The following is a 12,172-nucleotide window of genomic DNA, read 5'->3' on the forward strand; positions in this document are numbered from 1 at the left end:
AGGGGAAAGGGGGCGCAGAGGAGTGAGTAGCCACGGGCGGTTCCCTTCTCGAGGGGACTGCTCGCTCAAGGGAACCCACGTCGCGCGGAGTCGTGGGGCCTGGTACCTTCCGTCGCCCCCACCACTCGTGCCTGTGCCCTCCGGTCCGTTCGAATCCGACCTCCGCGCCGTCCGAGAGGCCAAAGGTCTCTCCCTCGGCGACATCCAGCAGCAGACGCGGATTCCCGTCGATGTGCTCCGGCGCTTCGAGACCGGCGACCTCGTAGGCGACCCGACGTACAACGAGGTGTACCTCCAAGCGTTTCTGAAGTCGTACGCCAAGGCCGTCGGCGTCTCGCCGAGCGCGGTGACGGCAGCCTATGGGGCGGTGAAATCGGGGTCGTACCGTGGCGAGCTCCATCCGGATGGGAGCAGTGGAGCGCCGCCGCTCGCGGACGCCGAACCCGAGTCGACGGCGTCCGTCCCTGCAAGCCCTCCCACGGCGTCGGCTCCCAAGAAGGCCGCGACCGACCGGAAGGCGCCTGCTCCTGCGGCCCCTTCTCCGCGTGCGACCGGCACTGCCCCCGCCGTCGACGCGCTCCGCAACACGCCGGACCCGGCGGCTCGCCCAGTGACGCCGGAGAAGCCCAAGACGCTTGCGCAAGCGCGCGTGAACCGGCCCGCCGTCCCCGGTGCCCGGCGGTCGTTCGACAAGAACTGGGGGCTCATCCTGGGACTGTTCGCGGTCTTCGTGTTCATCGTCGGGGGCGCCATGTGGTGGCTCCTGCGCGACGACTCGCCCGACGCCGAGCCCGACGACCAGGTCGTCGCCGTCGGCGCCGACGAACTGGACGCCACCCCCGATTCCGTCGGGGCCTCAGCCGAGACCCCCACAGGCCCGCAACTGGCGCTCCCGATTACAGTGACGGTTACCGCTGGTGGGGACGGGCTCCAGTGGTTCAGGGTTACCGACGACACCGCCGATCGCGCGCCGTACTGGGTCGACCAAGGCGGGACCCAGACGTTCACCGCCGACTCGCTGCTGATCCTGTGGGGCGAGGGCAACGAGGGCGGCCCCGCGTACGCCTTTGAAGAGACCACCGTCGAGGTTCAGGGGCTGCGGTTTACCCCTCAGAGCGGCAAAACCCTTACGATCAGCCGGGCCACCGGACAGGCGCTTCTCGACTCGCTGGCAGCCGCGGGAGGCGGATGACGGACGTGATCGGGGCTGCTCGCGCCCTGCTCGACGCGGTCGACGGGCTCGACGCCGACTCGCTGGCGGCGGGCGAGGCGGCTGCGCTCGCGACGCGGCTCCGGCCGGTCGTCCGAGCTCTTGGGCAGGCGTACTACACCGCCGGCGAGAGCCTGGTCGGCGATTCGCAATACGACCGCCTCTTCTACGGCTTGCGGGCCCTCGAAGAGGCGCATGGACTCCAGACGCCCGACTCCCCGACGCACCGTGTCGGCGGGGCCCCGCTCGACGCGTTTCAGAAGGCCGCGCACCCGGTCCCGCTGCTGTCGCTCGGCAACGCCTTTGATGGCGACGACCTCCGCGCCTGGGTGGACCGCGTCCGCAAGGGGCTCGACGGCGTGATGGACGACGGCGAGACGCTGACCTATGTCGCCGAGCTCAAGATCGACGGGCTCGCACTGGCACTGACGTATGTCGACGGCGTCCTGACCCGCGCAGCCACCCGGGGCAACGGCCGTGTTGGGGAGGATGTGACCACAAACGTCCGCACCGTCCGGGCGATTCCGCTCCGTCTCGCCGAAGGCGCTCCCGCGCGTGTCGAGATCCGGGGGGAGGCGTTCATGGCCCGGTCCACGTTCGACGCCGTCAATGCTCGCTTGGAGGCGTCAGGGGAGAAGACGATGGCGAACCCCCGGAACGGGGCCGTCGGGAGCCTCCGCCAGCTCGACCCGGCCGTCACCGCCAGCCGCGAGCTGTCGTTCTACGCCTACGGTGTCGGGCCCGTCGAGGGCGAGATGCCCGGCACGCAGTCCGGCGTGCTCGACGAACTGGCGCGGCTCGGCCTGCCCACGGGCCCCCACCGGCAGGTGTTCACCGACGTCGACGACCTCGTGGCCTTTTGCCAAGGGTGGGCCGACCGCCGCGACACGCTCGACGTGGAGATCGACGGCGTCGTCGTCAAGGTCGACCGGCTGGACTATCAGAACGTGCTCGGCCTGCGCTCGACGGAGCCGCGCTGGGCGGTGGCCTTCAAATTCCCCGCTCGCGAGGCCACGACGCGGCTCGTCGGCATCGAGCACAACGTCGGTCGGACAGGCGTCATCAAGCCACTGGCCATCTTGGAGCCCGTCGAGGTGGGGGGCGTGACCGTCTCGCGAGCAACGCTCCACAACGCCGACTACATCCAGTCCCGAGACATCCGTGTGGGTGACGACGTGGTGGTCAAGCGGGCCGGCGACGTGATCCCGGCCGTCGTCGGGCCCGTGGGCGCGGATCCAGACCGTGACCGCCCGCCCTACCTGCCTCCGGAGGTCTGTCCCGTCTGTGGCCGCCCGCTGGTGCGTCCCGAGGGCAGCGTCGACCTGCGCCATCTCGAAGGCGGCTGCCCCGGGGTCCTGCGTCGCGCCGTCGAGCACTTCGTGTCCCGGAACGCCCTGGATGTCGATGGACTCGGCAGAAAGGGCGCGATCCGGCTGGTCGACGAGGGGCTGGTGGCCGATCTCCCGGACCTCTTCCGCTTGATCGATCGTCGGGACGCGCTGGTCGACCTGGAGGGCTTCCAGGACAAAAAGGCCGACCGCTTGATCGCCGGGCTCGGCGCCGCGAAGCAGCGCCCGCTGGCGCGCCTGTTGTTCGGATTGGGCATCCGCCATGTCGGCGAGACCGTCGCCCGCGACCTCGTGGCCCACCACGACTCGCTGGCGTCGCTGGCGTCGGCCACCCAGGAAGAGTTGGAGGCCATCGATGGCATCGGGCCGATCGTCGCCGAAAGCGTCGTCGACTGGTTTCTGGAGCCCGAGAATCAGCGGACGATCGCCGAGTTGGAGGCACTGGGCGTCGACACGACGCGCAAGCCGGGCGAGCGCGTCGCCTCCGAGCGCGCTGCGGACGGCGTGTTCGCGGGCAAGACCGTCGTCATCACCGGCTCGTTCGAGGGGATGACCCGGCCCGAGCTCAAAACGGAGATCGAGGCGCTGGGCGGCAAGGTGTCGGGCAGCGTCTCGAAGAAGACCGACTATGTGGTGGCGGGCGAGAAGGCGGGCTCCAAGCGCGACAAGGCCGAGGAGCTGGGCGTGGCCATCCTCGACGCCGGGCAGATCGCTGCCGTGCTGGCGGGCCAGCCGCTCCCCGCTGCCCCCGACGCGTCCACGGTCCCGCCCGACGCCCCGCCAGCTGCGTCGCCATCGGTCGAAGAGGACCCAGCGAACGACGGGCCCTCGATGGGCCAGGCCAGTCTGTTTTCGTGATTGGCCGCCTCCGCGCCGCGCTCGCGGCCCGCGCGGCGCGCACCGCCATCGTTGCCCGCCGTCCGGCCCCGCCCCGTCGCGTGCCGGAGCGCCGGCTCCTTCTGGTTCTGCCCCCCGATGATGCGGGCCAAGCCGCCGCATGGGCACTCGTGGAGCGCCTGGGGCTGGCGCCGGCCCGCGTGACCGCCGTGGTTGCCGGCGACCACATCGGTCCGGCGCCGTTCGCGTTCACCGGTCGCATCGTGGCCCTCGACGCCGACGCGCTCGACTGGCGCCGGATCCCCACCCGCGCCGTCCTCGACGCCGCGTGGGCGGACGCCCCAGATGTGGCGGTCGACCTCGCGGCGCCGGACGATCTTGCAGCCGCCCTGCTGGTCGGCGCGTCCCCTGCCGCCGTCCGGATTGGCCGTCACCGGCTCGACCGCGAGCCGTTTTTCGACCTGATGATCGGCGCCACCCCCGACGCCGCCAGCGCCGCCGAGGCGCTCGGCCGGCTGCTCCGCCAACTCGACCCGCCCGTTCTCCCTGTCTAAGTGCTCACACCGATCGATTTCGTCGTGCTCGGGCTGTACGCCGTTGGCATCGTTGCCTTCGGATTAAAAGCCGGAGGTCGCCAGACCACCACCAACGACTACTTCCTTGGCGGGCGCGACCTGCCATGGTGGGCCGTTTGTTTTTCCATCGTCGCTACCGAGACGAGCACGCTGACCGTGATCGGAGTCCCGGCCGTGGCGTACGGCGGGGCGTTGACGTTCCTCCAGTTGGCGATCGGCTACATGATTGGGCGGGTCGTCGTCGCCTATGTGCTTCTCCCGCGCTACTTCCGGGGTGAGTTGCAAACCGCCTACGCGTTTCTGGGAGACCGCTTCGGCGACGGGATGCGCGGGCTGGCGTCGGTCACCTTCCTGCTGACGCGGCTCCTGGCGGATGGCGTCCGCCTGTTCGCGACGGCGATCCCGATCCAGGTGGTCGCCCGGGCGGCGGGCTACGAGATCGGGTACCCGGCCGTGATCATCGCCATCGGGGTCGTGACGGCCGCCTACACCTACGTCGGAGGTCTCAAGGCCGTCGTGTGGATGGACGTGGTGCAGATGGGGATCTACGTCGGAGGCGCCATCATCGCCCTGGGACTGCTGGTCGCCACGCCCGCCCTGGGGACGCTGGCGCAAGCTGCCGAGGCCGGCAAGCTGGCCCTCATCGATCTCGGGATCGGGGAGGGGCTCGGTGTGATGCTCACCTCGCCGTATGCGCTGGTCGTTTCCGTCGTCGGCGGCGCCGTGTTCGCGATGGCCTCGCACGGGACGGACCAGCTCATCGTCCAGCGCGTGCTCGCGTGCCGCTCCCTGGAGGAGGGCCGCAAGGCGATGATCTGGAGCGGCGTGTTCGTCGCCGTCCAGTTCGCCTTGTTTCTGGCCGTCGGCCTGATGTTGTGGGTCCACTACGGCGGCGCTCCGCTCGCGGACCTAGGCTTGTCGCGGGGCGACGAGCTGTTCCCCCGCTACATCTTGGACGAAATGCCTGTCGGGCTGCGGGGCCTGCTGCTGGCGGGCATCGTCGCCGCCGCGATGAGCACGCTCTCGTCGTCGCTCAATGCGCTGGCGGGCTCCACGCTGATGGACCTCTTGGAGAGGATCGGCAAGCGGCCCGCCTCGCCCGAGAAGGCGCTGGCGCTGAGTCGGGTGCTCACGCTCGTCTGGGCGGGCGTATTCGTCGGGTTTGCAATGCTGTTTACCGGCATGGACAACCCCGTCGTGGAGTTGGGCCTGGGCATCGCTGGGTTCACCTACGGCGGGCTGCTCGGCGCCTTCGTCCTCGGCTTGGTCTCAGACCGTGCGCGCCAGCCGGACGCGATGATCGCGTTCGTGGTCGCGATTGTGGCGATGGTCGCGTTGATCTTCGGGCTGTGGTTCAGCACGGAGACCGGCGCCTGGACCGTTCAGTGGCGGCCGTCTACCGATCTCCGCGCCGACCTCGGCTTGAGAGCGGTCGCGTGGCCGCTCTACCCCGTCATCGGGGCCTCCATCACCGTGGCCCTCGGTTCTCTGCTGGCGCTCCGCCATCGCGCGGGAGCCCGACCCGTGGCGTCGGCGTCCTAAGCGCATGAGCTTTCTCGATCGCCTTGGTCTGTCCCCCCGCACCGGCCGGTACTCCCGCCGGGCCGGCCTCCGCTCCGACAATCGGCGGCCCAAGGAGTCGCCGAAGATGAGCCGTCGGGCCACGGCGATCAGGGCCGGGCTATTCCTCATCCTGGGGAGCCTCGCGCTCGTCGCGTTCCCGAACGTGGCCGTTTATGACGGCACGGCCCGGCCCGGCGACGTGTGGCAGTCCGACGACGTGGTGGCCCCGTTCGACTTCTCGATCCGGCTGCCCGAGGAGGAGATCCAGGCCCGCCGCGACTCGGTGCTGGCGTCCGAGGCGCCCATCTTCCGCGAACGTCCCGAGGCGCAGGCCCAGACGCTCGCGCGCCTCGACTCCGTCGATGCGCGCCTCGATTCGACCTTCGCGGCCTACGTGTCTTATCGCCAGGCTCGCCAGCGCGTGGCGCAGATGGCGGCCGACCCCGAAGCGGGCGACCTCCGCTCCGCTCGTGCCGCCGTTCGAGCCGACTCGGTGCGGTACCTCCAGCGGCGCCGCGCCCTGTCGCTCAGCCTTAGTCCACGCCAGTGGAATCTGCTGTTGGCGTCGGCCTATGACACGGCGACCGCGCGGCGGGGCGGGGCGCCACTCGACGACCGCCTCCTGATGGAGGCGGGGCGGATCGCGCGGGAACTGCTCACCCGCGGTGTGCTCGACGTGCCCATCGACTCGGTCCGCTCGGAGGTCCTGCACGTCCAGAATATCGACACCCGGTCTGAGATCCAGAAACGGCGCCAGGACGTGGTCGGGATCGACCAGGCCACCATCTTCGCCCGGCGCAGCCTGTTCGCCGCGTTCCCGGGGCGTCCGGACACGGTCGCCATCGGCGCAGCCCTGTTCGCTTCGTCGCTCGACCCATCGCTCATCTACGACGCCGAGGCGACGGACCGAAAGCGGGAGGAGACGTTGCGCAGCGTGCTCCCGACCCGGGGCCGGGTCCGAGAAAACCAGATCGTCATCCGGCGCTACGACGAGGTCACGACGGCGCGCTACGAGATGCTCCAGTCGCTCGACTACGCCCAGCGCGAGCGTAGCGGCGACAGCTCGTGGATCGCGACGATCCTCGGCCGGACCATCCTGGTGTTCTCGGCGATCGCCCTGTTCTTCCTCTACACCTACCTCCTGCGCCCGGCGCTCTTCGCCGACCTGCGCCAGTTTGTTCTGGCCTGCCTCATCCTGGGAGGCGTCTTGGTTGGGTTCCTTGTTGCCGGTGCGTTCGGCGGGCCCGCGGCCTTCGTGGTCCCCGTGTCGCTCGCGTCGATCTTGCTGACCATCGTCTTCGACAGCCGAGTGGGGAGTTTCGCCACGCTGACCCTGGCCGCCATCGGCGGGCTCGTCTTCGGGTATGACTTCCCCTACACGTTCACGACGCTGATCGTGGGCGTGCTGGCGGTGTTCTCTGTGCGGGACGTCAAAAACCGGAGTCAGATCCTGGCCAGCGCGGGGCTGGTCCTGCTGGCGTACGCGCTGATCCTGCTGGGCTACGAACTGCTCCGCGCGGATCCCTTTACGACGGGGTTCTTCGGCGACCTGGTCGCCGTCGCGGTCAACGCGGCACTGATCCTGCTCGCGGCGCCGTTGCTGTGGGGGATGGAGCGTGTCTTCGGGGTGACGACGGACATGACGTTGCTGGAGCTGTCCGACACCAACCGGACCCTGCTCAAGAAGCTGTCGATGCAGGCTCCGGGGACGTTCAACCACTCGCTTCAGGTGGCGAACCTCGCCGAGGCCGCCGCCGACGCCATCGGCGCCAACGCGCTCCGGGCCCGCGTGGGTGCACTGTACCACGACATCGGGAAGATGCTCAAGCCGGAGTACTTCATCGAGAACCAGCAGCCCGGCGACAACCCGCACGACAAGCTCAAGCCCTCGATGAGCGCGCTGGTGATCGCCGCGCACGTCAAGGAGGGTGTGCAACTGGGCCGCGAGCAGAACCTGCCCGACGTCGTCCTCGACTTTATTGGCAGCCACCACGGGACGGGCCTGATCGAGTTCTTCTACCGCCGCGCGCAAGAGGAGGCCGAGGACCCGTCGACGGTCGACGAGTCGGATTATCGCTATCCGGGTCCGCGGCCCGAGACGAACGAGCAGGCGATCGTCATGCTGGCGGATTCCGTCGAGGCCGCCAGCCGCAGCCTCGGCAAGCCAACCCCGAAGCGCCTGGAGTCCCTCATCGACGGCATCGTCGCAGCCCGCGTCAGCGACGGCCAGCTCGACGAGTCCACCCTGACGTTCGCCGATCTCGCGCGGATCAAGGACGCGTTCCACACGCTGCTGTGCGGCATCTACCATTTCCGGGTCCGCTACCCCGACCAGGAGGAGGAGGCGCCGGACAAGGTGGCCGAGTCAAAGGGGGCAACGCCGGAGCCCGAGCCGGAAGAGGTGATCGTCGGGGCGACCCCGGAAGAGCGCTCGACACTGGGCTAAGCGTCAGCCCGCGAGCGCGTCGCGGAGACGGGAGAGCGATGCGGGCGCCAGCGTCGGGGCCATCTCGGCGGCTTGCGTGGACATCCGCTGCACGACTGGCCGGATGCGACGACGGGCCTGGGGCGTGAACACGACGAGGTCGGACTGCCGGACGACAGTTTCGAGCTGGCGCTTGTCCGCGTCGACGGGGAGCCCGAGCAAGGGGCCTGCGAAGCCGGTCTGCTGGCGGATCTCGTCAGACAGCGGGGCGACAGCGTCGGGGTGGCGCGTCACGACGCCCAGCGACTCGCCGGGCCCCAGGCTCGCGATCCGCTCCAGCACGTCGACGGCGTACATCACGGCCGCCCCTACAACTTCGGCGCCGGGACGGGCGCGGCGGGCGGTGCGGAGGTCGGGCAAGGCGACCACCAGCCCGTCGACCGCGTCGAGGCCGGCGACCTCGGTCAGGAGCGTGGGCTGGACTCGCTCCTGGAGCGCCGCACTGGCCTGCTCCGCCCCGCTCTCGGCCAGCTCGCGGTAGCCGGCGGCGAAGTAGAGGGCCCGGCGTGCGCCCGGGCGCTCGAAGAACTGTAGGCCCTCTTGCACCACGTACTCCACCTCGTCGTCGCCCAGCCCGAGGCCGACGAGCTCGTGGAGCGCGGTCTCCACGACGCCGGCCCCACGCTCCAGGCGCTCCGACCGCGAGAGGGCCTGTCGCTCCACGACGATGTAGCCGCCGCCTCGTCGCACGTCGACGATCCCCTCCTCCGCCAGCTTCTGGTACGCCTTGCGGGCCGTGTGGAACGAGATGCCGAGCTGGTCGCCGAGCGCTCGCGTCGAGGGAAGACGGCTGCCCGGGCGGTAGCGGCCGGCGGCGATCTCGTAGCGCATCGCCCCGACGAGCTGGTCGGCGAGGGGGAGCGGGGCGTCGCGGTCGAGTTCGATCATGGGCCGGGGGGGCTGAGGAGCGCGGAGCGGGGACGTGTCCCGTCCCCAACGCACACACAGCGGCTGCAGGGCTGGCTGGCGCCCTGGCTAGCCACCGAGCATCTCGCGGGCTGCCACGGCGGCCCCGACGATTCCGGCCTCGTTGCCGAGGGCGGCGGGACGGAGCTTGGCCTTCGTCTGGAGCATCGGCGAGAACCGCTCCCACCGCTCGGGCTTGCTGACGCCCCCGCCGATCACGATGAGGTCCGGCGAGAGGACAAACTCGTAGTGCTTCAGCAGGGGCAAGACGCGGCGCTTGCCCCACTTTTCCCATGAGAGGTGCTCCTTGGTCCGGATCGAGTCGGCCCCGAAGTGCTCGGCGATGCGTTCGTCGTCCCAGATGAGATGCCCAAACTCGGTGTTCGGGACCAAGCGGCCGTCGATGAAGAGGGCGCTGCCGATGCCGGTTCCGAAGGTGAGGACGAGCGTGGTGCCCTTCTGCTTGCGCGCGGCTCCAAACTTGACCTCCGCGATGCCTGCCGCGTCGGCGTCGTTGATGACGGCGACCGGCACGCCACACGTCTTGCGGAACAGCTTGCGGGCGTTCGTGCCCTCCCATGCCGGGTCGATGTTGGCGGCCGTCTCGACCACGCCACGGACCACGCGGCCGGGGACGGTGCAGCCGATGGGCCCGGTCCAGCCGGTCGCCTTCATGATCTCGTGGACCGTCTCGGCGACGGCTTTCGGCGTCGAGGGCTGGGGCGTCGGGATCCGGTAGCGCTCGGAGAGAAGCTTGCCCTTCTTGGCGTGGACGGGCGCCCCTTTAATCCCGCTGCCGCCGATGTCGACGCCGAGGATCTTGGAGGGGACTTTCTTTTTCTGGGGGGCGGAATCGGCCATGTCGCAAGCTAGAACGACTCAGCCGTCGGCGCCTCGTTCGTAGAGCTCGACGGCGAATCGGCCGTCGGCGTCGGACCACTGCCGGCGTCGGACCAGGCCCGCATCGCTTGCGAGGTCCGCCAACCCGTCGGGGCCGTACTTGTGCGAGTCCTCGGTGTGGATGGTCTCCCCGGCCGAGACCTCGAAGGATCGGCCGAGGACCGTCAGGGTCTGATCGCGCAGGCTGCGGAGGTGCATCTCGACGCGACGCTCGGCGTGGTTGACGCGGGCTTCGTGGGCCCAAGCGCTCAGGTCGGCGTCGGCGTCGAGCTCGCGGTTGATGCGGCGGAGCAGGTTTAGGTTGAACGCCGCCGTGACACCCTGGGGGTCGTCGTACGCACGCCTGAGCGTGGCCTCATCCTTCCACCGGTCGACGCCCACGAGCAAGGCGCCGTCGTCGCCGATCACCTCGGCGACGTGCTGGAGGAAGTCGCGAGCCTGGGGGCGGGTGAAGTTGCCGATCGTCGAGCCCGGGAAAAACACGACCAAGCGCCGCGTCTCGTCCGGGAGGTCCGGGAGGGTGTACGGCTCGGTGTAGTCGGCAGCGACGGGGAGGACGGGCAGGCCGTCGTACTGGGATCGCAGGCGGTCGGCGGTCTCGAGGAGGAACGTCTCCGAGATGTCGATGGGAACGTAGGCCGCCAGCGTCCGTCGCGCATGCAAGGCGTCGAGCAGGATCCGCGTCTTGTCGCTGGAGCCCGACCCGTACTCGATGAGCGCGGAGTTTCGGCCGATGGCGTCGACGATGGCGTCAGCGTTGTCCGTCAGGATCCCGCGCTCGGTCCGGGTCGGGTAGTAGGCGTCGAGGCGGGTGATCTCGTCGAACAAGCGCGAGCCGGCCTCGTCGTAGAAGTACTTCGCCGGGAGCGTGCGGGGTCGGCTGGCAAGCCCTGCGAGCACGTCGGCGGCGAAGGCGTCGGCGTGCGCCGGCGGCGCGTCGGTGTCGGGGTCGGTCACGAGCGGGCGAGGCGGAGGCCCGTGAACTGCCACGTGGCGTCGGGCGGGAAAAAGTTGCGGTACGTCGGCCGGATGTGGCCGGGCGGGGTGGCGACGCTTCCGCCACGGAGGACGAACTGGTTGGCCATGAACTTGCCGTTGTACTCGCCGAGCGCTCCCTCGACGGGCCGATAGCCGGGGTACGGCGAGTACTGGCTGTGCGTCCACTGCCACGCCTCGCCGACGAGCTGGCGGAGCGGGGGGGACGCGGCCGGGGCGCCGTCGCCGCCGGCGGGCGGCTCGGCCGCGGACGGGTGGAGCCGGTCGTGCGCCGGGGGCGGGGCCCCGTCCCATGTGGCCCGTGCGGCGACCTCCCACTCTGACTCACTCGGCAGCCGGGCGCCGGCCCACCGGGCGAACGCGTCGGCCTCGAAGTAGCTGAGGTGAGTGACCGGCTCGTGGAGGTCGACCGGCCGGAAGCCGGCCAGCGTGTAGTGCCACCACGTGCCGTCGCGGGCCTCCCAGTAGAAGGGCTCCGACCACTCGCGTTCAAGCCGCGTCGCCCAGCCGAGGGAGAGCCACAGCTCGGGGCGGTCGTAGCCGCCGTCGGCCATGAAGGCCTGGAACTCTCCGCACGTGACCAAGCGGTCGGCGATCTCGAAGGCCTCGACAAACTGGCGGTGGCGCGGGCCCTCATTGTCGAAGTGGAACCGGCCCGCTGCCGTCGACGAGTCGGAGGCTTCGAACCCGATCTCGTGGAGCGCCGCCGGAAACGCCCGCCAGCGGACGGCGCCGGGATCGCTAGCCGGGGTGTGGGCCCGCTCGCGGTATGCGGGCCGCAGCGGGTTGACGGCGAACACGTGCTTGAGGTCCGTCAGCATCAGCTCCTGATGCTGCTGCTCGTGCTGAAGCCCGACCTCGACAACGTCCGCGACCTCGGAGCGCTCTGCCTCATCGAAGCCGTCGAGGAAGTCGCCCATCGCTGCCGTGACATGCTCGCGGTACGCGGCCACATCGGCGACGGTGGGGCGCGAGAGGTAGCCGCGCTGGGCCCGGCAGTGCCGCTCGCCGGCCTGGACGTAATAGCTGTTGAAGAGGAAGGGGTAGCGGTCGTCGAAGAGCGCGTAGTCCGGTGCGAACGGCGTCAGCACAAAGGTCTCCCAGAACCACGTGGTGTGGGCGAGATGCCATTTGAGCGGGGATACGTCCTCCATCGACTGGACGACGTAGTCCTCGACGTGCAAGCCCTCGGTGATCGCCTCGGAGTGGGCGCGGACGGTCGCGAACCGGTCGGCGAGGGTCGCCACCGGGGCGGCGGAAAGGGGGGGGGATGCCATGCAGAGGGGACCGGGGCGGACGGCGTGGGTTCCGATGTGGCCTAGGACGCCCTCGATCTCGGGAATCTTCCCTG

At 70.0% G+C, this 12,172-nt stretch carries 9 protein-coding genes; 5 read left to right on the plus strand and 4 right to left on the minus strand.

The window, feature by feature from the left end:
* Positions 1-133 precede the first annotated feature (133 nt).
* From ACLII4_RS11680 to ACLII4_RS11700, 5 genes are all read left to right on the plus strand, one after another.
* The gene (locus tag ACLII4_RS11680; protein ID WP_412067576.1) at positions 134-1,192 is read left to right on the plus strand and encodes a helix-turn-helix domain-containing protein; all 1,059 of its coding nucleotides are present in this window, start codon (positions 134-136) and stop codon (positions 1,190-1,192) included.
* The gene (ligA, locus tag ACLII4_RS11685; protein ID WP_412067577.1) at positions 1,189-3,417 is read left to right on the plus strand and encodes an NAD-dependent DNA ligase LigA; all 2,229 of its coding nucleotides are present in this window, start codon (positions 1,189-1,191) and stop codon (positions 3,415-3,417) included. Before ACLII4_RS11680 ends, ligA begins: the two co-directional genes overlap by 4 nt.
* The gene (locus ACLII4_RS11690; RefSeq protein WP_412067578.1) at positions 3,414-3,950 is read left to right on the plus strand and encodes a hypothetical protein; all 537 of its coding nucleotides are present in this window, start codon (positions 3,414-3,416) and stop codon (positions 3,948-3,950) included. Before ligA ends, ACLII4_RS11690 begins: the two co-directional genes overlap by 4 nt.
* Positions 3,951-5,513, plus strand: coding sequence for a sodium:solute symporter (locus ACLII4_RS11695; RefSeq protein WP_412067579.1), 1,563 nt, complete (start codon positions 3,951-3,953; stop codon positions 5,511-5,513).
* A gap of 106 nt (positions 5,514-5,619) precedes the next feature.
* The gene (locus ACLII4_RS11700; RefSeq protein WP_412067580.1) at positions 5,620-7,980 is read left to right on the plus strand and encodes an HD family phosphohydrolase; all 2,361 of its coding nucleotides are present in this window, start codon (positions 5,620-5,622) and stop codon (positions 7,978-7,980) included.
* A gap of 3 nt (positions 7,981-7,983) precedes the next feature.
* Here the strand turns inward: ACLII4_RS11700 and ACLII4_RS11705 are convergent, their stop codons facing one another.
* From ACLII4_RS11705 to egtB, 4 genes are all read right to left on the minus strand, one after another.
* On the minus strand, positions 7,984-8,907 hold the full coding sequence (locus ACLII4_RS11705) for a GntR family transcriptional regulator (RefSeq protein WP_412067581.1): 924 nt from the start codon (positions 8,905-8,907) through the stop codon (positions 7,984-7,986).
* Positions 8,908-8,994: 87 nt separating this feature from the next.
* Positions 8,995-9,786: a polyphosphate--glucose phosphotransferase gene (ppgK, locus tag ACLII4_RS11710; RefSeq protein ID WP_412067582.1), complete on the minus strand. Its 792-nt coding sequence runs from the start codon at positions 9,784-9,786 to the stop codon at positions 8,995-8,997.
* An 18-nt stretch (positions 9,787-9,804) separates the two neighbouring features.
* Complete coding sequence (egtD, locus tag ACLII4_RS11715) at positions 9,805-10,782, minus strand: L-histidine N(alpha)-methyltransferase (protein ID WP_412067583.1); 978 nt, start codon at positions 10,780-10,782, stop codon at positions 9,805-9,807.
* Positions 10,779-12,098 carry an ergothioneine biosynthesis protein EgtB gene (gene egtB / locus ACLII4_RS11720; protein ID WP_412067584.1) on the minus strand — a complete coding sequence of 440 codons (1,320 nt, stop codon included), beginning with the start codon at positions 12,096-12,098 and terminating at the stop codon, positions 10,779-10,781. Before egtB ends, egtD begins: the two co-directional genes overlap by 4 nt.
* Between the last annotated feature and the right edge of the window lie 74 nt (positions 12,099-12,172).

It is taken from the genome of Rubrivirga aquatilis (assembly GCF_046845665.1).
GTDB lineage: Bacteria > Bacteroidota > Rhodothermia > Rhodothermales > Rubricoccaceae > Rubrivirga.